Below are 20,545 nucleotides of genomic sequence, written 5' to 3'. Positions count from 1 at the left end.
ATAGCTATTCCAAATTAATTGAGGTGATTTTGTGGGTTCTTATACCAAACTACAAAAAGCAATTAAAGACTTATGGGACATTGATGATGAGCTTATACAACGTTTGTATTCAAACTGCGATGAGGAAGTTATCAGAAAAGGGGAGCTCTTCGTACGTGCTGGCAAAGTTCCTAGACATATGGGTTTTAACTTAGAGGGACTTTTTCGGCTATATTACGTAGATGAAGATGGAAATGATTTCACAAAAGGCTTTAGTGAAACTGGACGATTTTTGATCTCTTATAGTGCTATTGTGCAAAAACGTCCATCTTTTTTCAATATTGAAGCTTTACAGACTAGTCGTATATTAAAATTTGATTTTGAAGCATTTGAAAAAATGATGCAGGAAGATATAAGATGGTATCCGTTTGCCTATAGACTAGTACAATCCGTTTACATCATGAAAGAATCAAGAGAGAGGTCATTTTTATTGGATGATGCTACAAAACGGTATCAGGAATTTAAAGAGAATTACGCCAGTGTTGAAGACCAAATCAAGCTTTATCATGTAGCATCATTTCTAGGCATAACGCCTGAAGCACTCAGTCGAATCAGAAATAAGAAAAATTGACCTAGGTCAAGGAAATTATACTAACTGTCCAGTAAGATAGAGAAAAAACAGGAGGTATAATTGGGATGATTAAACCAAAAAACAGAGTAGTATTGATTACGGGTGGGAGTTCAGGTATTGGTTTAGAGATGGCAAAGCAAATGTTGGAAGAAGGCTCAAAAGTCATTATTACTAGTCGATCCCAGAAGAAACTGGATGAGGCTCAGAAGAATCTTCCCAAAGTAATAACAATTCAATGTGATATTACCTCTGAGGAAGAAAGAAAAGCACTTATGGAACGAATAGCCGAAGATTTCTCAGATCTCACCATGCTGATGAACAATGCAGGTATTGTTAGTCATTATCTTTTACCAACTACTGGTGATTTATCAAAGCGCTTAAGGGCTGAATGGGAAACAAACTATATGGCGCCAGTACTACTGACACAGATTTTCTTGCCAATTTTGATCCAAAATCAAGGAACGGTTGTGAATATTTCCTCGGGACTTGCACATGTGCCGCTATCAATACAGCCAAATTACTGTGCAACAAAGGCAGCTTTGCATTCCATGACACAAAGCATGAGAATTCAGTACGCTAAGGTAGGTATCAATGTTGTTGAGATATTCTATCCGGAGGTGAATACGCCTTTTCATGGAGGTCATGCAACGTCAAGGGCGATATCTCCTCATGTGGCAGTTAAAGAAGCACTGGAGCAACTGAACCGAGGACAGGAAGAAATACACGTGGATAAGAGCAAAATGCTGTACCGAATAAGCCGAGTGATGCCAAAACGCGCACTGAAAATAATAAATAGTTTCATTACTGAAAAAGAAGAAGCGCTTTTTTCTGATCAATGAGAATTTTGTTGGGAGGAGATAAAATGAGAAAGATATTGCCGCCAACATTACTTTTATTCATCATCGGGCTTATGATTATATTGCATTTTGTTTTCCCTATACTAATTATTTTTTCATTCCCGTTTAACTTAATAGGTGTAGCATTATTGTTAGCCGGTCTAACATTATCAATAAAAGGTTCTAAAAAATTCGAAAGAGAAAGTACAACTGTAATGACTTTTGATATTCCGACAATATTAGTAACGAATGGTTTGTATCAATATTCAAGAAACCCTATGTATCTTGGGTTTTTATTAATGCTTTTAGGTTTTTGGATACTTCTCGGTTCTCTATCAAATTTAATTTTAGTAATAGCCTTCTTTTTGATTACAGATAATTATTATATAAGATTTGAGGAAAAGGTTTTGCACCAAAAGTTTGGAGCAGCTTATAGTGAATATAGGAAACGCGTGAGAAAATGGATTTGATTTAAATCATGAATAAGACTATTTTTATATTGGTAACATCTCTATGGATCTAAATTATCCCTAAACAATTGTTTAGGGGTTTTTTCTCGTAATGAAGTATGATTATTTGTTTTATTCTGCAGGCCGGGTCATACAATATATCCTTAGTCCATCGATCATTTTAGTATCCTTCAGTTCATACCCTAACCTTTCATAAAAAGAGACATTCTTCTGATTTTCTGTATCAAGCGCAACAGGGTAGGGTGGCTGTGAAGATTTGGCAATTTCATGAATCTCTCCTAGAACCTTTTTACCTATCCCTTTTCCTTGGCAGTATGGATCTACACCAATCATGGTTACGTAGTAATGGGGTTCATTTGGTGCACTTGAAAAAGATAATTTTTGATACTTAGTTAAGAACCTAAGTACAGGGAAGGGTAGCTTGAATATCAATAAAAGCATTTCTATATTTAATCTGACCTTAGCCATTATGGATACATTCCTAAGGTTCCTTGGTCGATCTACAATCGCAACGTAACTAGGCTTTGTAGTATGGTCAGTTAGAATTAGACCATCTAATAAGCGATTTTGTTTAACGATAAATCGTATTAATTTTTTGGTTTGTTCCTTATCATTTTTGTCAGCAATGAAATAAACAAACATAGGGTCATCCTTAAACGCTTGAGATAACAATGATATATGAGTTTCATTAATATTCATTTTGCTCCCCCTTATGGTGGAAAACTGAAAAGCTAAACAACACCTTGAAAATGTAAAAAATGAATAAAGTAGATGCGAAGAAAGGTATTGATTGACTAAAATAAGCTGCTAATAGTAAACCTAATCCTGTAAAGCTACCAGCTAAGAGGTTATGAATCGAGTAATCTCTAATCAAGTTTAAGAGTACTGCACTAATTAAAGTGTATGCACAAATCATAATCCCATAACTAATCGAAATTCCCATTGACCAGGACAAAATAATGGGCTGCACGTGGATAGCTATAAACATCCATCTATTCCTTGGAAACCGTTCATAAAAAACATCAGTGCCCTTGGTTAGGTTAGCTATAACACCTCCTGAGATATCTAAGAATAAAAACCATGTTACTACTTGTTTTACTAAGGATAATTCCTTCCATTCATCGTAGCCTAGAATCCCTATTAGAAGACCTGAAATAAGTACAAAAAGAGCAATAACAACTATGGAAGATTTCGTCTGAAATTCACCTAGGAGTTCATGAAGAAACTTTGGAATTCTAATCATACAACACCCCTTCATGACCGATCGAACGGTCAATATTATAATAAAAAATGGCAGCGACTTATTTTAATAAAGACTGCCATGCTTCCACTTGTAAAGTCCACATTTTTTTAAATGCTACTATATCAGATTCTAGTAAAAAATGGAGACCATAACCATCTAATGTCATGATGATCATTTCAGAAATTTCTAAAAGTTTTTCTTTTCTTAGAGAGCTATATTGAGATAATTGAGTTGAAATAGCATCAATCATCTCATCCTTTGCCTGCAGTAAATAACCTCGATATTTTTCGTTATATAAGCAGGTATTATAGAAATTAAGTAAAACAGAATAGGATAACTTCTCTTCATCACTTAGTGAGTAAATACTCTCCCCAAGAAAAAAGAGAAACGATTCTAAGTCAGGGCCCTGTTGGGATTTAACAGGTTCAACCAGATTCGTAAGTATGCTCTTAAACAACACATTTAAAACTTCATCTACTGATCCAAAGTGGTGGAAAATATTACTCTTGCTAATTCCTAACAGGTCAGCTATTTTTTTCGCACTTAATCCTTCGATTCCTTCTTCAGAAATGATCTTCATAGAGGCAGTTAGAATCCGATCTTTTGTTTCATTTCCCTTAGTAATTCTTAAATCTTGAGTCATTTCATTCCGCCTCTCTTATAATTCTTCATTTTTATTCTAATATTAACTGATCGATCGGTCAAGTAAATGTTTTGAATCTAGAAAAGTACTTTCTATTTTCACGTGAAATATTATCATTATTTCATTAAAACCAATGTGGAGTGGTGAGTGCTGAAAATTTATAGCTAATCAATCAACGACTGATACTTTTCTTTAACTTTTTCCATCAAAATCTCTTTTTCTAGAAAATGATTGGCATAAACGCTTAACATCATTTCGTTCTCCTCTGTAATTTCGATTTTCCATAAGACCCGATTAATTATATCTGCCAGCTCACTAGGATTTGCATACATTGTGTTCCATGCTCGTACTTGTAATTCTAAATCACTGCTTAAGGCCGCTTCTTCGATATTTTCTAAGGGGATCGGCTGACTAAGATGTGCATATGGATCTTCATAAATGTTTGTGTAAATAAAATCAATTGGATTGTATTCATTTAAATCATAGAAGAAACGTTCATTCCCTATAGTAATAATCATTTCGTTTTTCCCAAATTCAATCGACCCATTATCTATGGTGATACTTTCCTCTAATGATTGAATTGCACATTTTACATGTGGTGTAATCAACCAATAGCGATGATCTGTGTTCAACTTTTTGGTATAATCAGTAAATGAAATATCCTCAAGCTTTTCTTCATCTCTCAATTTCGTAAATTCCATTGGACGATAAAAATACTGGGTATCTAACTCCTTCATCGCAATTGTCCACTGGCTTTCTGGAGATTCAAATAATACTCGAAATGCAAAACCATCATCGGTTTTCTGTAACTCATCATAAATAAACCATTGTCCAACTTGCAATGGTTCATCTGTTTCCTCAGATTTAATTCCTTTGAAAGTGAAATGAATAAGCGATTTTGAAGAAAAACCACCTTCTGTATTAACGTATAGGTGAAGTGTATCGTTTTCACGTTCAATTCGTGCAATAGTTGAATCATGCAAACTTTCCTCAAAGACATCTTGTGTGGAAGCTGGCAAGTATTTTATCGCTTTCTTAGTATTTTCATAGGCGGCACTTAATACTTTTTCAAATTCCTTGTCCGTCTCTCGCATCCATTGTAAATAATCTTCACGCACTGCTTTTGGTAGTGTAGGTTGATTTAATATACCATTTTCTACATAAGGAATAAAACGGGCTGGCAAGACTGATAACAATTCCTCTTTTACCTCTTCAAGCTCTTCGTTCAAACGGGTAATGATATCTTCCCCTTCTTCTTTTGCTTCTCTTAACGTTACCTCCCATTCGTCGTCGGATTCATGAATTGGGAGAAGGTTATATTTTGAAAAATTTTCTTTTGCATCTTTTGAAATATTCCACATAATTTCACCTCAAAATAGTTGGTAAAAATAGTATACTATATATAGTTCATTAAACTATAAAGTGTTTTAGAGTTTTTAAAGAATATATTAAAAAGTCTCAAAATGATTAATGAAGTGGTAGGATTCAAGATGGGATAGAGAACATAATCTTTAAATAAAATGATGAGGCAGGGAATATTCTATGGCCATTAACTACAAGCAGTGCCCACAATGTGAGTCGAATAATACGTTGAAAATCTTATATGGCATGCCAAGCCATGTGGCTATGGAACAAGCTGAAGCAGGAAAAATTAAACTTGGTGGATGTTCCCTTATAGTTGGTGGACCGGAATACTATTGTAATGACTGTGAGAATGAATGGAATAAAGAGCACGCTATTGATGCCGCGTACAAAAATATTAAAGAGCTTAAAGCTTCAGTTGGTGGATACTTTGGTGGTTCTTACAGTGTTGTGGTTGATTTAACTACTGGCAGGATTACTTGGAGCCATTGGAATAATGGAGAAGTAGTAGATGAAGAGTTTAAGATTGTTAAAGGATCTACAGTTAAAAATTTTATAGAAGAAATGCAGATAATCAACCCTCTGAACTGGAAAAAGGAATATATAGAACCGGGTATGCTTGATGGTACAAGCTGGAGCCTGGAGCTTACTAGAGACTGTCGAAACATTAAAAAACACGGAGTAAACAAATATCCTCGAGAGTGGGAGGATTTTTGCAAATTAGTCAGGGGTATTACAGGAAAGAAATTTTCATAATGGCAGCTTAGTTATGTTTCTAAAGATTATAAGCTGGAGGGTTCCCGTTCAGGCCATTTGCGACATCAATAAACCAAAAATGAAGAATAATCCACTCCAAAAAGAAATGATAATAGCTACTAATGCCAATGCATTTTTTTCAGTTCTTTTAAAAAGAGCTATTAAACCAAGTAATAGAGATAATATTATGGACAACGAAATAAGAAAAAATCCTAGAGAAGGGTGAATTCTTATAACTGCATACATCATCCCAAATAGAAAAGGTATTGGAAATAAGCTTAAAACAAAAGAACAGTAGCTTAACCAAGAATATTTTTTCACTCAATCACCCCTGAAATTCACCTGTTTTTAAAGCGCGACACCTTCATGTTAACATGCTTTACTTAATAATTTATGTGGACTAAATAAATGATTGTAGTTTAAGTCAATTATATAATTACTCTTTTGAAATTACAAAAACAATCAGAATTCAGGTTTTGTATATTCATTGAACTTATAACTGAAAAGATCTTTTTCTAATCATTCGACTCCAAGCTTCGAAACTTTTATCTGCGTTAATTATAGCAATTCCTAGGATATAGAAATTTTTGTCATATCATCTCAAAATCTATGGATGTAGAAGAAAGGGAAATTAACAATCGTCAGGATACTTTAAACAATAGATAATAGGAAATTTTTAGAAAAATAGAATAGGTGAAAAAATGAAAATTCAAGGGCATGACATTATCTGTGATGTAAAAACCACTAATAATTATAATGATAAGTACACTGAACAATGTTTTTGTTATGAGTGTCAAAATTTCAGATTAAACTTTAGATCTAATTATCCGGAAGTAGTGGTCTTTCTAGAACAATTTGGAGTTAATATTGAATTTCCTTTAGAAATTATGGAATTGGGTTTTGATGTTCACAAAAAAAGAAGAGAATATAGTGTATATTATTCTATTAAAGGAGAGCTTCCTATAGACAGCATACTACTAACCATAAGTGGCACATCGATTGTGTTGAGAAATTGGAATGTTGCTAGTGAAGCATATTCGAATACTGGAATGAAGGAACCTTTTTTTATAATCGAAATATCAGAGCTATTTATAAATGCACATAAACACTAAATTAAACACTAAAAAATTAGCAAAAGATCAGAAGTCGACAATTAATGTAAGTAAGACCTTTGTGATACGACGATGCAATTTTAATAAAATTGGAGGATATACATGAACAATTTAGAGGTATTCTATATAGATGATATTTCATATCGGTTAAAAGGAGAACATAGTTTTGAGTGGATTAAAAATCTTGGTAAGGTATTTTGTGTTTTTGATGAACAAGACTCTGGAAATATAAGTTTTGGTATAGAGAAAGACGGTATAAAAAAGTTTGTTAAGTATGCAGGTGCAAAGACTATTGAGTTTCAAGGGGATCCCAAAGATGCAATTGCAACTTTAAAAAAGTCTATTATACTATATCAGGAATTAAAACACCCACACTTAATAAAATTGTTGGACCATTTTGAGACGGAAAAAGGATATGTATTAATATTCGAATGGTTTGATGGAGAGTGTCTTCATTCTCACTGGTCTTTTCCTCCACCCCAGAAGTATGAGCACCCCGACTCACCTTTTTTTCTATTTAAAAATCTACCTGTTGAATCCCGACTAAAATCGATAAAGTGTATATTGGAATTCCACAAGTATGTAGAAAACAAGGGTTACGTAGCTGTTGATTTTTATGACGGTAGCATTCTGTATGATTTTAAAAGTAACATCGCTAAAATTTGTGATATTGACTTATATAAGAAAAAGCCTTTTCAAAATAAAATGGGAAGACTTTGGGGTTCATCAAGGTTTATGTCTCCAGAAGAGTTTGAACTGGGCGCTGTTATTGATGAAAGAACCAATGTCTTTAACATGGGTGCGATGGCTTTTTGTTTATTAGGAGGAGAGCTTGATCATTCATTTTCTAAATGGGATGCAAATGAAGCTCTATATGAAGTTGCATTAAAAGCTGTTGAAAAAGATAGGAGTAAGAGATATTTATCTGTTTCGGAATTATGCTTGGCATGGAATTTAGCATTGCAAGGAGGGTAAAATATATAATAGCAAGTTATTAATTTAGGAGCGGGTACAGTGATAATAGTAATTAATACATATATTTTCTATAGTTTTTTGAAGAAGCGAATTATTGAAAGCTTCCTCCATTATTTTGACTTCAAATAAAGCTTCAATTAAAAGCTCTATATTTAATGATAAAAACTGTTCGGAGATAATGAACAAAAATTGTTCAATTAAAATTGATGATAAAACCTCGCTTTTGTCTATTTTTTTTTGCTTGTTTTTAGATTTTATTTCCCAGTATAGAAATTGTTAATTTATCTTGAATTTAAGATTGTCACAATTTATACACGTGGAATTGGCATAATGCTTTGATTTTAATAGATACCGTTCGAAAAGCTATTATATAATATGATTACATATTGCTAGAACATTCAACAAAGAGCCTTGTTTAGATTTAAAGAAAATAGTAATAAAGAAGGAGGGGTAGGATGGAATTTAAGAATTTAATAACGAGTTATTGGTGGATTATAGTTGTTGCTTTAATAGGGTTAGTTATTATAGCTTTTATTATTGGAAATGTTTATATGAATCGTAAAATTGCTAAAGAGGTAGAACTTCTGTCGGAAGCATCAGAAGAAATTAATGAAAAACCAGCTGCTAAAATACAAGAAAAAGATTTAGAAGGTTTACCTAAACCAGTGGAAAAATGGTTAAAATCTATTGGAATAGTTGGACAAGAAAGGATTCGCGCCATAAGCTTTTCTCAACGTGGGAAAATGAAACTAAAGCCGGATCAAGAAAATTGGATGGATTCAGAGGCAAAACAATACGTTCGAGTGGATGAGCCAGGTTATTTATGGCATGTCGATCTCCCTGTTATTCCTGTTCTTAATACTAAAGGAAGGGATCTATTTTATGATGGGGAAGGAGCTATGGAGATTCGTATTGGCTCTTTGATACCGGTAGTTAATGAAAAAAGTAGTGACAAACTTAATGAATCCTCTCTGCACCGTTTTCTTTTAGAATTGCCATGGTATCCTACAGCAGCCCTTGAAGATTATATGACCTGGAAAAAAATCGACACGCAAAGTGCAAAGGGGATTTTATCTTTTAAAGGTATCACGGTGGAAGCTATTTTTTATTTTGACGAAGAGGGAAACCTTATTAAGCAGGAAAGCCTTAGATATAAAGAAAATGATGATGAGGCAGAGAGAATCCCATGTATTGGGAAAATCAAAGGACACACTATAGTAGATGGGCTTAAAATTGCTAACCGTGCTGAGGTTACATGGGTTATGGATGGTGAGCCTTTTACTTGGTATAAACTAGAGAATTTTGATATTAATATCAAAAGGTGAAAAAAGACACACAAATATAAAAATTTGCAGAAGTTATTTCTTTTGTTCAACGTTTTCAATAGTCTCTGCAAGTGGAGTATTATATAGCCTGCTTTTGGGTTCATATATTTTTTGAGACGGCCATAGTCCGTGATGTCCGGAGAATAGATAGCTGACTATACATGCAACAAAAAAATATTCTAAACCTTTGCCGTCAAACATTTCCATTGCCAGCAGGAAAGCTGCTATAGGCGTATTAGACCCTCCACAAAAAACAGCAATTAATCCTAATGCTGCAAGAAATGACAGAGGTAAATCGATGAAGGAGTGTAAGCTATTTCCTAATGTTGCACCAATAAAAAATAAAGGGATAGCTTCACCCCCAACAAACCCTGTACCAATCGTTACTGCAGTGAAAATTAGTTTAGCTAAAAAGGCAAAGGGTGGAACGTCTTCTATAAAAGATTGTTCTATCATCTGTAGCCCTCGGCCATTGTAATCTTGGGAACTAACCATTAAAGTTAATACAACAATGACAACTCCTCCAAAAAAAGCTCTTTTCATATGGTTTTTATTGAAAAGTTTCTCTGAAAATTTTTCTATTCCATGCCTCAACTGGCAGTATAAAACACTAATTAAACTGAAGATTATAGATAGAAGTATAACTATTATAAATGTCATAAGGGTTATCTCAGGTACGGTTTGTATGATAAATTCTTCGTGTTTATGCTCCCAAGCTACTGTAGTTACGTAGTGGGCCACAAAGCTTGCAGTTAGGCAAGGAACAAGTGCTTCAAATTTCAGCTTTCCTAATGCAGCCATTTCCATACCAAATACGGCACCTGTTATTGGTGCTCCAAAAGCAGCACCAAAACCAGCACTAATACCACTCATCATTAAAACTTTCTTGTCTAATCTGTTTACCTTAAAAAATTTGTTGACCGCAGCAGCTACACTTCCTCCCATTTGGACTGCTGCACCTTCTCTACCCGTAGACCCTCCAAAAAGGACAGTGATAAAAGTCCCGAAATAAACGATAGGGCCCATTCTAAGTGGTACCTCTTTTTTTTCATGAACCGAGTCTATTACCAAATTATTTAGTTTAGCAGTGTCATTTAAAGTATAATTCAAAAAAACTTTGCCGTAGTTCATATATATATAACCTATGAGGACTCCTCCAAAGGGAAGGAGGAAGATGAGCCAATCTCTTTTTTCTCGTATTTCATCTCCTAGATAATCATTTGTTTCTAAAAGGAAAGTGGTTGTTGAACCAACAATTATACCAATTATGCTTCCAAAGACAATCCATTGAATTAGTACAGAAAAAAAGTTTTTATACTTTCGTAACATTCACCAGGTCGCCTCTTTTCTTTTTAAAAATTCAATTCTATTGTTACCTATTGAATTAAATTTATTAAAATAATTATGGAATAGGTAATGTGGATTTTACGAAAGTTCAATATCTCATAAAAAAATCTTGAAGTGCCTATTTATATAGAGAGTTTTATATAAATAAATTGTGAATGGATATTTACAAATAATATGTTAAAAGCGAAAAATCCGAACTATTTTAATTCTGCAGTCGAATTAAAGTTCGGATTTTTTTAGCTTAAACCACTTATTTCAAAGCATTTTTATACGTTTAAGGATGTAACTAAGATTATGAAGAATCCTATTAAGAACGATATGGCTATTACTCTATACTTTATTTTTTTCTGGTGATACAAGACTTGCGAGAGTAAAAGCTACCCCAATTAATGCAACTAACATAAAAAACTGAGCGTAGGTTTTCGGATAAGTTATTAGAAAAATAATTAAAGATGCTGTAATGAGGCTAACATTGTATAATGTTTTCTTCTTAGTAAATTGCATGTTTCACACCTTCTTTTTCATTATTTAATATCTTTTTTTTACTTAATAACAAAGATATATCCTTCTAAAGCAACTTTATCCTTATTTTCAATTAATGATCTCATTACCTCCTTCGCTGATATAAGTTTATAATCCTTTAAATTACCTATAATAATTAAAAAATCACGAGAGGGGTGTATGACATGGAAATAAATGAGTTATTGATTAGAATTGCTATCGGTTTTTTTGTTCTCTTTATTTTAACGAGAATCTCAGGTAGAAAAGAAATAAGTCAAATGACATTTTTTAATTTTGTATCGGCAATTGCAATTGGATCAATCACTGCAAATCTTGTTGTTAATTCAAATCTCAGTATCCGTAATGGTGTTTTGGCACTGACAGGTTGGACTATATTTACTTTACTAATGGACTATATCGATATTAAATCTATAAAGGGAAGGAAAGTGGTAACTGGTGGTCCGATTATTGTCATCCGGGAAGGGCGTATTATCGAAAAAGCACTTCGCAAAAGTAGACTTGACTTAGATTTTTTGAATGCAATGCTAAGACAACAGAGTATTTTTGCAATTCCGGATGTGGATTATGCTGTATTTGAAACTAACGGGACATTATCAGTTATGCCAAAAGATAATCAAAAACCGGTAACAAATAAGGATATGAATAAAGTTAGGAAATCAAATGTATATTCAATTCCAACAGGAATTATATCTGATGGAAAACTACTTGTTAAAAATTTAGAAAAGTTAAATCTTGATCAAAATTGGGTACTAGGCCAATTAAAACAATCTGAAGTTGGTTACATTTCTGATGTGTTTTTTGCACAAGTTCAGAAAGATGGCTCTCTTTTTATAAGTGAAAAGGACAAAAAAGGTGGCAATTAATTCTCCTGTTTGATATTTTCAATTTTTCCAAAATATATATGACGTAGTAGTCTCAAACGAAAGAAAATGGAATTACAAATACGCATGAATATTATCCGCTTGAAAAGTCATATTAAAATATAGAGATGGATAAAATCGAAAGGATGATAACTATGAAGTACATTACTGCATTTATAATAAAGTTTGTGATGATTACAGCAGTACTATGGGTTGTTTTTAGTTTGTTTTACGGAGTGAATTTCGGAGATGTTTTATTAATAAGTATTATTCTAACTCCTATTGCTTTTGCCGCAGATGTTTTTGTCATGCCGAAAATTGGCAATGTCTTTGCGGTAATCGGTGATTTTGCTCTATGTTTTTTGGCTATCTGGTTTATTGGTGCCTCTATCTTTGACGGGATGTTTCCTTTACTTACAGCAGCCTTTTTAGCTGCCTTAGTGATTTCAGTGGGTGAGTTAATATATCATCGTTATTTGCGCAACAAGGTGTATACAAATGTAGATAGTTCATCAAACTATGGGCATACAGTAAATTTCCAAACAGAAGTTAGCGAGGAACTAGAACCAGATATTAGAAAACGAAAAAAGTAATGGCAAAATTATTCTAGATTAAGTATAAACGATTTTACGATGTAGTATTTAAGATGTTGGAATATTTTTGTTTGCTTATTTTAGGAGGATTCTAAATGACTAATGTAGATAAACATACTAGTTATGGAAGTGATTATAAATATATCCCTGCCACTTCTATAAGCAGTGGGTTAGGAATAGAAGTGCTACCTGACGTATTTAATCAAACCATTCAAATCGTTAATATTCAATTAGTGGGGAATCCTAAAACGGATAATTTTGTATTAATTGATGCGGGAATGCCCAATTCTGCGGATGAAATTATTTCTGCTACAGAAGATCGTTTTGGAAAAAATACTCGTCCAAAAGCGATTATTTTAACACATGGTCATTTTGATCATGTAGGAGCTATAATTGAATTAATAAACCACTGGGAAGTTCCTGTTTTCGCACATGAATTAGAATTACCTTACCTCACAGGCCAAAATAGCTACCCGGAACCAGATCCCACTGTCGAAGGTGGTATGATAGCAAAATTATCTCAGATGTTTCCGAACAATCCTATAAACTTAGGTGAAAACATACAATCCCTCCCATATGATGGAACTGTTCCTTATATGCCAGAATTCAAATGGGTTCACACACCTGGCCACACGCCAGGGCATGTGTCTTTATTCAGAGAGAAAGATGCAACACTACTAGCGGGAGATGCATTTGTGACCGTTAAACAGGATTCGTTATATAAGGTATTAACCCAACAACAAGAAATAAGTGGACCACCAAGGTATCTTACAACAAATTGGGAAGCAGCCCGAGAATCCGTGAAGAAGTTGGCAGCTCTGAACCCATCTGTAGCAATTACTGGACATGGGATGCATATGGATGGAAAATTATTGTCAGAGAGCTTGGAGAAGTTAGTAAACGAATTCGATAGTATTGCAATTCCGTATCACGGTAAATACGTAAATTAGAGGGAACTATAATCAATTTATTTAAAATTGAAATATAGAATAAAATGCTTATCTCGTATTGAATAATCACAATCACAAATAAAATGATATGCTGCTCATTTATAGCTTAAAAAAGCAAAAACTGGTCCAAATTTCGAAACTATGCAAAGTAGCTTAATTTAACAAACCAGTCTTATTTTTGAAACACGAGAACCGGTTCAATTGTGCACGAAACTTATTATGAAACGCCAGAACCGTCCCCGTGTTGTACTACTTGATTTCGCCCTTTATCTTTTGCTTGATATAATGCATCATCTGCGTATTTTAGCATGGTATCCTTGTCGATTTGCGCACTAGGAGTGGCTGTAAATACACCAATGCTTAGTGTTACATATTCAGATAATGGAGAATTTTCATGTGCTATTTTTAATTGTTCGATTTTCCTATTGATATTGTTGGCAATGCGCCCTACTTCCGCTTGTCTTAACTTAGGAATCAGACAAACAAATTCCTCGCCACCATATCTAGCAGCTAATCCGTTAGGCAATGCGTGAAGCTGTTTATCCAGTTCCTGTGCAACCTGCTTTAGACACTCATCCCCTCTTTGATGTCCATACAAATCATTGAAGAATTTAAAATAATCAATATCTAAAAATAAAATAGAAAGAGGTATGTTGTTTTTAGCACAAGCCTCATATTGCTCTTTAAAGTATTCATCAAATTGTCTTCGGTTCGGTATATTGGTTAACCCATCAATTAATGCCATATTTTTTAACTTATCGTTTAATTCCGCGAGCTTTTTATTTGTATGCAGTAATTGATTGGTACGGGCTTCAACCTTTTCTTCAAGTTCACTATTTAACTGAGCTAAGTCAGTGGCCAAATTTTTAGAGAGATCTAAGGAGTGAGATAGCCTTCTTGAAATTACCAAAGACAAACATATCATCAAAAAGACAAGGCCAATTGGATATAAATTCACGTCAGGCAGTAGTAGGAATTCAACGGCTAAATCCAATAGAATACTGACCATTAATAATACGATTCCGATTAGTAAATAGTATCGTTCCTCATGTTTGCTTTTCAAAGATCTGATGAGGACGATAAATACATAGCAGACACATATAATCATAAAAATATGAAAGAAGACCTCGATGGACAGAAATATTTTCGATCCTGTAAATAACGTAAGGAGATTAAATATACCTGTGACAACGATCGTCACAATAGTAAACCATTTAGAGCTCTCCTTTGGGTAGAGAGGATAAAGGACCATAGCTAATAATGGGACATGGCTATACAAACTTATATAATCTAATTTATTTACAATTTCCCAAGGTATATTAGGAAATATTTTAGTGAAAAAAACATTATCAACCATCAAATTACGAAAAGCAGCTACTAAACATAGCGCGCCGAAATAAAAGAAATAGGGCTCTACTTTACGGAATACGCCAAGACCAATATGATAAATTCCAGCTAACAATAAAAATCCGATTAAAATAGATTGAAAAAAAATATCTTTTTCATGACTAGCATATATGTTTTTTGAAGTTCCAAAAATAATAGGATCCAATATGCCCCCATCTATATGATGAAAATTGGAAATTTGTAAGGTAATGATGAAGGTATCCGTGTTGGGCGAAAAGTGAATTACTTGAGGTTTCTTGTCAGGTATACTGGTACTTTTGTCGATTCCAACTTGCCCATTTGTAGCCATCAGCTGACCATCAACCCATAATTTATAGCTAGAATACATATATGGAATCTTTAGACTTAATACTTCATTTAATGTCGTGTTAGAAACTTTTAATCGATATGTAGCATAACCATCATTTGATAGTGGTTTATCTTTTATGGAAGGATCATTCCAAATTCCTAGTAAATCGATAATACGAGCTTCACTATTTGAAGAACCTTCAGAAAAATCCTCAGGATTTAATAGTTGTTTCCAATAAAATTTCCATTCACCATTTAGCTGAATTAATTTATCTTCATGCTTCCATTCAGATAAATCTAATTCCCCATTCATAGCAACTTTATCTTGTGAGGATATCTGTGCAGGCAGGTCACATGCTTGTAATATAAAAATGAAAAATAATAATGTGATTAACTTAAGCTTCATAAAGTCACCCATTTTCTTGGAAGCTATAAAACATCAGGATGGTTCTTCTGTTTCATTAGGTGGTTTCGTGGTAACCTTTATTATAACAGAAAATAAGAAAAAAGATAGGTTCATAGTCCTATTTAGGAGGAGGTTTTGATGTTGGGGCATAAAATCTATCCCCGAATAGGAATAATTATAGATTTTACATGCTTTTTTTACTTTTCGCACGCTTATGAACTAGCATGAAAAGTATCTTTGTGCAATTAAATCTGAGACAATGATTATATCGTAGAAATAGTAAAGGAGACTTAATTAAATGACTCAACCGTCCATTTCAGCCTCTTATATGTTGAAAAATAAGAATATTAATTTTAAAAATAGAATCGTAAAATCAGCGATGAGTGAAGGGATGGCTTCTGAAAATTATCTACCAACCGACAATATAATAAGACTTTATAAAACCTGGGCGGATGGTGGAGTTGGATTACTCATTACAGGAAATGTAATGATTGATCGCAAAGCTTTAGGTGAACCGAGAAACATCGTATTAGAGGACAGTGAAGATATAGATTTATTTAAGAAATGGGCCGAAGCGGGCACAAGTAATAATACGCATTTCTTTATGCAGATTAATCATCCTGGAAAACAAGTGCTTAAAGGCGTTGTAAAGGAAGCAGTTGCACCTTCAGCAATTCCATTTAAATCTGACCTACAACGATTTTTTCCAAAATGTCGGGCACTGTCCTGTGAGGAAATTGAAGAGATTATTCAACGATTTGCCTCCACGGCCGAGCTTGCCAAGGTAGCGGGCTTTACTGGTGTACAGATTCACGCGGCACATGGATATTTAATAAGCCAATTTCTTTCCCCTAGACATAATCAGAGAAAGGATAAGTGGGGTGGGACCATTGAAAACCGTTTTAGGTTCCTGTCTGAAATTTATCAAGCAATTCGCGCTAGAGTTGGGGATGATTTTCCGATAGGAGTGAAGATAAATAGTTCTGACTTTATGAAAGCTGGCTTCACTGAAGAAGATTCTCAATTTGTGATCTCTGAATTAGAAAAGTTGGGTATCGATCTTATTGAAATTTCCGGTGGAACGTATGAAAAAGCAGCATTATTTGGAAAAGACGCAAAACCATCCACTGTTAAACGGGAAGCATACTTTTTAGAATACACGGAAAAGTTAAAAGAAATTACGAATGTTCCCCTCATACTAACAGGTGGGTTTAGGACTTCATCAGCTATGAACGAGGCACTAACATCTGGCGCAACAGATTTTATCGGGTTAGCACGGCCAATGGCGCTCTATCCTGATTATCCGAATAAGCTGCTAGAAAATAAAGTTTCCAATCTTTCTATCAAGCCAGTTAAAACTGGACTTCCTTTTATTGATAATAAGGGATTAATTGAATTAACATGGTATAACCAACAACTCGTAAGAATCGGAAAAGGAAAATCTACTAAGCCTACTTTCTCACCTATACTTGCTCTCCTGCTTACCATATTTAAGAATGGAAAAGAGATTTTTGAGAAAAGAAGAGTGTAAATATTTGGTATAGCAATCTGAATAGGTAATATTAAAATAGCTTCTTGACTTTTTTTAAAAGCTATGATAAAAATAAGTTAACCGTTTACAATTTAAAAGGATTGTTACTGTTCGGCAGGCAAAACCTAAGTTTGTTACAGGTGTATCTCAGTGATATTCTTGTGATCAGATTTAGGTTTTTTATTTTGCCATATTGAAGAAGATATAAATTGATATACTATACAGTAAGAGGTGGTGATTAGATGATAATTAAGAAAGTACTGAACAATAACGTCATTGTAACGGAAAATGAGTATAACCAAGAAATGGTTGTGATGGGGAGAGGTATAGCCTTTCAAAAGAAAGCAGGAGGACAAATTGATGATAGTCAAGTTGAGAAAACCTTTGTACTCCAAAATACTGGAATTTCAGAAAAGCTAGACCAATTATTGAAATACACCTCTGAAAAATATTTAGATATATCTTCTGAAATTTTAGCCTATGCTCAGTCGATTCTGCCATACAAGTTAGATGAATATTTATATATTGCATTAACGGATCACCTTAGCTTTGCTATTGCCAGACATGAACAGGGCATTGAATTGAAAAACAGCCTTTTATATGAAATAAGAAAATACTATAAAAAAGAGTATGAAATTGCGTTAAAATCCTTGGATATCATTGAAAAGCACACTGGGGTTCGCTTAGATGAAGATGATGCAGGTTCCATTGCATTACACTTAGTTAATAGTCAAATTTCTGGAGAAAATATGGAAACTGCTGTCCAAGTTACGGAGACGGTGAATAATATTTTAAATATAGTGAAGTATCATTATCAGGTTGAATTGGATGAAAGCTCTATTAATTACGAGCGATTTGTAACACATCTTCGTTATTTTGCTATTCGATTTATAAGGAACGAGAAAATGGAAGACACCGTAGATGATTTTCTTTATGAGCAAGTGCAAAGGAAATATCGAAATGCATATGCTTGTACAGAAAAAATAAATATCTATTTAAAAAAGAATTTTAACTGGACTTTGTCGCAAGATGAGAAGGTTTATTTAACGGTGCACATTCACCGAGTAACGTTTCGTCAACAAGAACTAAAGAAAAATGATTAATTTATAAAAGCGCTTTAAATTTTAGTTGACAGCACATAAAAAGCATGATAAATTTTAGTTGTTAATTAATTAACGACTTAAGTGACTTAAAAAATGCATATTAAAAATTTAGGAATGTTACCTGTTTTGGGCATAACCTGGATCAAATAGAATTGACACTATCTCTGTGTGTCTATTCCATTTGATTCAGGTTTTTTATTTGCCCAAAACCAAAAAAATAAAAGAGAAGGTGGCCTGTTATGAAATATAATCAATTGGCAAAAGATATTATTGCAAATGTCGGAGGAAGAGAAAACGTTAAAAGTGTTGTTCACTGTATCACTCGTCTTCGCTTTAAATTAAAAGATGAAAGTAAAGCGAACACGGAAGTGTTAAAAAATATGGATGATGTTGTCACGGTGATGAAAAGTGGTGGTCAGTATCAAGTAGTTATTGGTAACCATGTACCAGATGTATATAAAGCAGTGGTTGAAGAAGGTGGTTTTCAATCTGAAAAATCAGTAGATCCAGAAGATGCAGATGGTGAAAAAGGTAGTGTACTAAATCGCTTTATCGATATGATTTCTGGAATCTTTACTCCAATCCTCGGGGTGTTAGCTGCTTCCGGTATGATTAAAGGCTTCAATGCATTGTTTGTTGCTATTGGATGGTTAGATAACACTGGTGGCACGTATCAAATTTTAAATGCAATTGGTGATGGGTTATTTTACTTCCTACCTATATTACTAGGTTACACTGCAATGAAAAAGTTCGGTGGGACCCCGTTCTTAGGGATGGTTATTGCAATGGCTTTGGTTTATCCAGCTTTAGAAGGTATACCATCAGCGGGCGACCCATTGTACACCTTATTTGCAGGAACTGTGTTTGAATCACCGGTATATATTGAATTTTTTGGAATTCCGGTTATCTTAATGACTTATTCTATGTCAGTTATACCCATTATCGTCTCAGCATTTTTTGCAGTAAAAATAGAAAAATTCTTTGCGAAGGTAATTCCTTCGGTTGTTAAAATGTTCTTGGTTCCAATGTTCACGTTGCTTATTATTATTCCATTAACATTTATTATAATTGGTCCAATTGCAACTTGGGCTAGTCAGTTGTTAGGACAAGCTACTGTTGCAGCGTATTCGTTAAGTCCAGTAATTGCAGGGTTTTTCCTTGGTGGGTTTTGGTTGGTATTTGTTATGTTTGGTTTGCATTGGGGACTTGTTCCTATTGCAATTAATAACTTTACAAGTCAAGGCTATGATCCTGTATTAGCACTAATTTTTGCGCACTCCTTTGCTTTAGCCGCTGCAATTGCAGCTGTATGGATTAGAACTAAAAATCCAAAAATGAAAACACTTAGTCCACCAGCTATTATCTCAGGTATATTCGGGGTCACCGAACCTGGTATGTATGGTATAGCTTTACCACTTAAGCGACCATTTATATTCGTTATTATTTCATCAGCAATTGGTGGAGCGTTATTAGGTTTATTCGGTACAACTGGATATGTAATGGGTGGTCTTGGTGTATTCCAGCTCCCAAGTTTTATTCCTAGTGAAGGTATAGATATAACAGTTATTGGTGCTATAATCGCAGCGTTGGTGGCATCAATTCTAGCATTCGTTTTAACCTTCTTCTTTGGTGATATTAACAAAAATGATACCGCAATAACAGAAACGCCTGCAGAGCCTGATACAGATAAAACTAAAAATGATGTAAAAAATGAAGTAATTGTAAGTCCATTAAAAGGAAAAGTTAAAAATCTAGCAGATATAAATGATACAGCATTTGCATCAGGTGCACTAGGACAAGGCGTAGCAATCGAACCATCGGAAGGAAAATTGTTTGCACCTGTATCAGGAACTGTCACAGCACTGTTCCCAACGCATCATGCAATTGGTATCACATCTGACGAGGGCGCAGAAGTCCTGATTCATATCGGAATGGATACTGTACAATTAGACGGTAAACACTTTAAAGCGCATATTGCACAAGGAGATCGTGTAGAGAGAAATCAAATATTAATTGAATTTGATATGAATGGCATTAAAAAAGATGGTTTCGATTTAACAACACCAGTAGTAATTACAAATCACAGTCAATTTGAAATCACAACAATAAACGAACAAGAAATTAAGTCTCAAGATTTATTAATAGAACTCAAAGCAAAATAATGATAACTCAAAAGGAAAAGTGTTCGGTTAAAATAAATTACTTT

At 33.9% G+C, this 20,545-nt stretch carries 21 protein-coding genes; 13 read left to right on the top strand and 8 right to left on the bottom strand.

Going from position 1 to position 20,545, the window contains the following annotated elements:
• Positions 1–31 precede the first annotated feature (31 nt).
• From DFR57_RS15235 to DFR57_RS15225, 3 genes are all read left to right on the top strand, one after another.
• Positions 32–610: a Crp/Fnr family transcriptional regulator gene (locus DFR57_RS15235; RefSeq protein WP_114354076.1), complete on the top strand. Its 579-nt coding sequence runs from the start codon at positions 32–34 to the stop codon at positions 608–610.
• Positions 611–675: 65 nt separating this feature from the next.
• Complete coding sequence (locus DFR57_RS15230) at positions 676–1,449, top strand: SDR family oxidoreductase (RefSeq protein ID WP_114354075.1); 774 nt, start codon at positions 676–678, stop codon at positions 1,447–1,449.
• A gap of 23 nt (positions 1,450–1,472) precedes the next feature.
• Positions 1,473–1,916, top strand: a complete 444-nt coding sequence (locus DFR57_RS15225; RefSeq protein WP_114354074.1) for a methyltransferase family protein — start codon at positions 1,473–1,475, stop codon at positions 1,914–1,916.
• A 111-nt stretch (positions 1,917–2,027) separates the two neighbouring features.
• On the opposite strand, the gene DFR57_RS15220 is transcribed toward DFR57_RS15225, so the two are convergent.
• From DFR57_RS15220 to DFR57_RS15205, 4 genes are all read right to left on the bottom strand, one after another.
• Entirely contained in the window at positions 2,028–2,615 is a 588-nt protein-coding gene (locus tag DFR57_RS15220) for a GNAT family N-acetyltransferase (RefSeq protein ID WP_114354073.1), read from the bottom strand.
• Complete coding sequence (locus DFR57_RS15215; RefSeq protein ID WP_114354072.1) at positions 2,605–3,159, bottom strand: hypothetical protein; 555 nt, start codon at positions 3,157–3,159, stop codon at positions 2,605–2,607. Before DFR57_RS15215 ends, DFR57_RS15220 begins: the two co-directional genes overlap by 11 nt.
• 58 nt (positions 3,160–3,217) lie before the next feature.
• Complete coding sequence (locus DFR57_RS15210) at positions 3,218–3,802, bottom strand: TetR/AcrR family transcriptional regulator (RefSeq protein WP_114354071.1); 585 nt, start codon at positions 3,800–3,802, stop codon at positions 3,218–3,220.
• 164 nt (positions 3,803–3,966) lie between these two features.
• Entirely contained in the window at positions 3,967–5,163 is a 1,197-nt protein-coding gene (locus tag DFR57_RS15205; RefSeq protein ID WP_114354070.1) for a DUF4085 family protein, read from the bottom strand.
• 181 nt (positions 5,164–5,344) lie between these two features.
• Between DFR57_RS15205 and DFR57_RS15200 the strand changes: the two genes are divergently transcribed.
• On the top strand, positions 5,345–5,920 hold the full coding sequence (locus tag DFR57_RS15200) for a hypothetical protein (RefSeq protein WP_114354069.1): 576 nt from the start codon (positions 5,345–5,347) through the stop codon (positions 5,918–5,920).
• A gap of 48 nt (positions 5,921–5,968) precedes the next feature.
• Here DFR57_RS15200 and DFR57_RS18170 read toward each other — a convergent pair whose 3' ends face one another.
• Positions 5,969–6,241, bottom strand: coding sequence for a hypothetical protein (locus DFR57_RS18170; RefSeq protein WP_147269790.1), 273 nt, complete (start codon positions 6,239–6,241; stop codon positions 5,969–5,971).
• A 380-nt stretch (positions 6,242–6,621) separates the two neighbouring features.
• On the opposite strand from DFR57_RS18170, the gene DFR57_RS15190 reads away from it, so the two are divergent.
• From DFR57_RS15190 to DFR57_RS15180, 3 genes are all read left to right on the top strand, one after another.
• Positions 6,622–7,032: a hypothetical protein gene (locus DFR57_RS15190; RefSeq protein WP_114354067.1), complete on the top strand. Its 411-nt coding sequence runs from the start codon at positions 6,622–6,624 to the stop codon at positions 7,030–7,032.
• Positions 7,033–7,134: 102 nt separating this feature from the next.
• Positions 7,135–8,007: a protein kinase domain-containing protein gene (locus DFR57_RS15185; protein WP_114354066.1), complete on the top strand. Its 873-nt coding sequence runs from the start codon at positions 7,135–7,137 to the stop codon at positions 8,005–8,007.
• 455 nt (positions 8,008–8,462) lie between these two features.
• Positions 8,463–9,332 (top strand): DUF6920 family protein, encoded by an 870-nt coding sequence (locus tag DFR57_RS15180; protein ID WP_114354065.1) that lies wholly within the window; start codon positions 8,463–8,465, stop codon positions 9,330–9,332.
• 33 nt (positions 9,333–9,365) lie between these two features.
• Here the strand turns inward: DFR57_RS15180 and DFR57_RS15175 are convergent, their stop codons facing one another.
• Positions 9,366–10,661, bottom strand: coding sequence for a voltage-gated chloride channel family protein (locus DFR57_RS15175; protein ID WP_114354064.1), 1,296 nt, complete (start codon positions 10,659–10,661; stop codon positions 9,366–9,368).
• Positions 10,662–11,009: 348 nt separating this feature from the next.
• Entirely contained in the window at positions 11,010–11,183 is a 174-nt protein-coding gene (locus DFR57_RS18320; protein ID WP_170133003.1) for a hypothetical protein, read from the bottom strand.
• A gap of 182 nt (positions 11,184–11,365) precedes the next feature.
• Between DFR57_RS18320 and DFR57_RS15170 the strand changes: the two genes are divergently transcribed.
• The 3 genes from DFR57_RS15170 (at position 11,366) to DFR57_RS15160 (ending at position 13,604) form a co-directional block, all read left to right on the top strand.
• A complete protein-coding gene (locus tag DFR57_RS15170; RefSeq protein WP_114354063.1) occupies positions 11,366–12,064 on the top strand; it encodes a YetF domain-containing protein in 699 nt (232 codons plus the stop codon).
• Between the two features lie 152 nt (positions 12,065–12,216).
• Entirely contained in the window at positions 12,217–12,654 is a 438-nt protein-coding gene (locus DFR57_RS15165) for a YndM family protein (protein ID WP_114354062.1), read from the top strand.
• A 95-nt stretch (positions 12,655–12,749) separates the two neighbouring features.
• Complete coding sequence (locus tag DFR57_RS15160; RefSeq protein ID WP_114354061.1) at positions 12,750–13,604, top strand: MBL fold metallo-hydrolase; 855 nt, start codon at positions 12,750–12,752, stop codon at positions 13,602–13,604.
• 217 nt (positions 13,605–13,821) lie between these two features.
• On the opposite strand, the gene DFR57_RS15155 is transcribed toward DFR57_RS15160, so the two are convergent.
• Positions 13,822–15,705 carry a sensor domain-containing diguanylate cyclase gene (locus tag DFR57_RS15155; RefSeq protein WP_170133002.1) on the bottom strand — a complete coding sequence of 628 codons (1,884 nt, stop codon included), beginning with the start codon at positions 15,703–15,705 and terminating at the stop codon, positions 13,822–13,824.
• 298 nt (positions 15,706–16,003) lie between these two features.
• On the opposite strand from DFR57_RS15155, the gene DFR57_RS15150 reads away from it, so the two are divergent.
• From DFR57_RS15150 to DFR57_RS15140, 3 genes are all read left to right on the top strand, one after another.
• Positions 16,004–17,236, top strand: a complete 1,233-nt coding sequence (locus DFR57_RS15150) for an NADH:flavin oxidoreductase/NADH oxidase family protein (RefSeq protein ID WP_114354059.1) — start codon at positions 16,004–16,006, stop codon at positions 17,234–17,236.
• Between the two features lie 242 nt (positions 17,237–17,478).
• Complete coding sequence (gene licT, locus DFR57_RS15145; RefSeq protein ID WP_114354058.1) at positions 17,479–18,339, top strand: BglG family transcription antiterminator LicT; 861 nt, start codon at positions 17,479–17,481, stop codon at positions 18,337–18,339.
• Positions 18,340–18,578: 239 nt separating this feature from the next.
• Positions 18,579–20,501: a beta-glucoside-specific PTS transporter subunit IIABC gene (locus DFR57_RS15140; protein ID WP_114354057.1), complete on the top strand. Its 1,923-nt coding sequence runs from the start codon at positions 18,579–18,581 to the stop codon at positions 20,499–20,501.
• Positions 20,502–20,545 lie beyond the last annotated feature (44 nt).

It is taken from the genome of Saliterribacillus persicus, from assembly GCF_003337485.1.
Taxonomy (GTDB): Bacteria; Bacillota; Bacilli; order Bacillales; family Amphibacillaceae; genus Saliterribacillus; species Saliterribacillus persicus.
The sequence above is the reverse complement of the archived record's forward strand: the minus strand, read 5'-3'. Positions and strand labels throughout refer to the sequence as shown.

Bases quoted from the DNA above. Each gene is read 5' to 3' on its own strand.
- DFR57_RS15230 (WP_114354075.1), top strand. From the start codon at position 676: ATGATTAAACCAAAAAACAGAGTAGTATTGATTACGGGTGGGAGTTCA.
- DFR57_RS15225 (WP_114354074.1), top strand. From the start codon at position 1,473: ATGAGAAAGATATTGCCGCCAACATTACTTTTATTCATCATCGGGCTT.
- DFR57_RS15220 (WP_114354073.1), bottom strand. From the start codon at position 2,615: ATGAATATTAATGAAACTCATATATCATTGTTATCTCAAGCGTTTAAG.
- DFR57_RS15215 (WP_114354072.1), bottom strand. From the start codon at position 3,159: ATGATTAGAATTCCAAAGTTTCTTCATGAACTCCTAGGTGAATTTCAG.
- DFR57_RS15210 (WP_114354071.1), bottom strand. From the start codon at position 3,802: ATGACTCAAGATTTAAGAATTACTAAGGGAAATGAAACAAAAGATCGG.
- DFR57_RS15205 (WP_114354070.1), bottom strand. From the start codon at position 5,163: ATGTGGAATATTTCAAAAGATGCAAAAGAAAATTTTTCAAAATATAAC.
- DFR57_RS15200 (WP_114354069.1), top strand. From the start codon at position 5,345: ATGGCCATTAACTACAAGCAGTGCCCACAATGTGAGTCGAATAATACG.
- DFR57_RS15190 (WP_114354067.1), top strand. From the start codon at position 6,622: ATGAAAATTCAAGGGCATGACATTATCTGTGATGTAAAAACCACTAAT.
- DFR57_RS15185 (WP_114354066.1), top strand. From the start codon at position 7,135: ATGAACAATTTAGAGGTATTCTATATAGATGATATTTCATATCGGTTA.
- DFR57_RS15180 (WP_114354065.1), top strand. From the start codon at position 8,463: ATGGAATTTAAGAATTTAATAACGAGTTATTGGTGGATTATAGTTGTT.
- DFR57_RS15175 (WP_114354064.1), bottom strand. From the start codon at position 10,661: ATGTTACGAAAGTATAAAAACTTTTTTTCTGTACTAATTCAATGGATT.
- DFR57_RS18320 (WP_170133003.1), bottom strand. From the start codon at position 11,183: ATGCAATTTACTAAGAAGAAAACATTATACAATGTTAGCCTCATTACA.
- DFR57_RS15170 (WP_114354063.1), top strand. From the start codon at position 11,366: ATGGAAATAAATGAGTTATTGATTAGAATTGCTATCGGTTTTTTTGTT.
- DFR57_RS15165 (WP_114354062.1), top strand. From the start codon at position 12,217: ATGAAGTACATTACTGCATTTATAATAAAGTTTGTGATGATTACAGCA.
- DFR57_RS15160 (WP_114354061.1), top strand. From the start codon at position 12,750: ATGACTAATGTAGATAAACATACTAGTTATGGAAGTGATTATAAATAT.
- DFR57_RS15155 (WP_170133002.1), bottom strand. From the start codon at position 15,705: ATGAAGCTTAAGTTAATCACATTATTATTTTTCATTTTTATATTACAA.
- DFR57_RS15150 (WP_114354059.1), top strand. From the start codon at position 16,004: ATGACTCAACCGTCCATTTCAGCCTCTTATATGTTGAAAAATAAGAAT.
- licT (WP_114354058.1), top strand. From the start codon at position 17,479: ATGATAATTAAGAAAGTACTGAACAATAACGTCATTGTAACGGAAAAT.
- DFR57_RS15140 (WP_114354057.1), top strand. From the start codon at position 18,579: ATGAAATATAATCAATTGGCAAAAGATATTATTGCAAATGTCGGAGGA.